The sequence below is a fragment of the Mesorhizobium sp. M0894 genome (assembly GCF_040319725.1).
In the GTDB taxonomy this organism is placed as follows: domain Bacteria; phylum Pseudomonadota; class Alphaproteobacteria; order Rhizobiales; family Rhizobiaceae; genus Mesorhizobium.
The window spans coordinates 1-1,271 of the sequence record NZ_JAMYOG010000049.1; the positions used below are offsets into that span (position 1 = coordinate 1).

The 1,271-nt window shown below is 59.9% G+C and carries 2 protein-coding genes; both read right to left on the reverse strand.

What is annotated here, in order from left to right; all coding sequences use genetic code 11:
- Positions 1 to 236, reverse strand: a 236-nt coding sequence (locus NKH91_RS32225) for an ATP-binding cassette domain-containing protein (RefSeq protein WP_352885609.1), incomplete at its 3' end; no start/stop codon positions are given.
- The coding region (locus tag NKH91_RS32230) for an ABC transporter ATP-binding protein (RefSeq protein WP_352885608.1) at positions 233 to 1,271 on the reverse strand (1,039 nt) is incomplete at its 5' end. The genes NKH91_RS32230 and NKH91_RS32225, both read right to left, overlap by 4 nt.

Consider the following 1,271-nt stretch of genomic DNA (forward strand, 5'->3'; position numbering starts at 1 on the left):
TCGAAGCTGATCCTGCCGCTGACCGCCCGCTGCAAGCCGATGATCGTGCGCGCGATGGTGGATTTGCCTGACCCGCTTTCACCGACGAGGGCGAGTGTCTCGCCCTTGCGGATTTCAAAGGAGACACCGCTTACCGCGTCGATGAAAGGGGCTTTCGTCCCGGTTGCGAGCGCCTTCAGCGGACCCATGGTGCGGAAGCGGACGCGCAGGTCCTCAACCTCGAGCAGCGCGCTCATGCCGAAGCCAGCCGCTCTTCGTCGAGGAGATGGCATCGGGCCACTTGGTCCACGCCGATGCGGTACCCGACCGGGTTCTCTTGGACACAGCGGTTGAACGCATGTCGGCAACGTGTACGAAAGATGCACCCTACCTTGCTGCCCAGGAGACTTGGTACCTCGCCGGGAATGGTCGGCAAAGTGCGCGTGGTTTTTTTGATCCGCCCAGGATCGCACTCAAGCAGCGCGCGCGTATAGGGGTGAGCAGGGTTGTGGAAGATGTCCCGTACGGCCCCCTGCTCCACTACTTCGCCCGCATACATGACCGCGACCCGGTCGCACAACTCAGCCACCGCTCCGAGATGATGGGAGACAAACAGAACGGAGCAACCGATCTCTCTTTGCAGATCTTTGAGCAAACGAATGATTTGCACCTCCAGCGTCGCATCGAGCGCAGTAGTCGGCTCGTCGGCGATGAGCAGCGCCGGTTTCACAAGCAGCGCCATGGCGATGCAGATGCGCTGACGCATGCCACCGGAGAAATGATGCGGATAGGCGCTGATACGGCTTTGGGGATCGGGAATTCCGACCCGGTGAAGCATCTCTAGGGCACGAGCGCGCTTTTCACTGCGGCTTCCTTGTTCGTGGTGTTGGATATCGATCATCTGGCTTTCGATGGTCCGCACCGGATTGAGTGCGGTCATCGGATCCTGAAAGATCATGGAGAGACGATCGCCGAGCAGGCTCCGACGCGCTGGAACAGGCATTTTGAGCAGGTCTCTACCTTCGAACAGGATGCTGCCGGCTGTGACATCTGCATTTTCTGGAAGCAGGCCCATCACCGTATAGGCGAGCGTCGATTTTCCGGATCCGCTTTCGCCGACTATGCCAACCACCTGTGCGGCCGGAACATCGAGCGAAACGTTTCGTAGGGCATGGACGCGGCCGCGCGGCGTCCCAAAGTCGAGATCGAGCCCACGAATCTCAAGAAGTGGTCGGGCGGACGTATGTGGTGTAAGATCGTCGCGTCTCATAAGTCTTTCCGCAGCTTGGGAT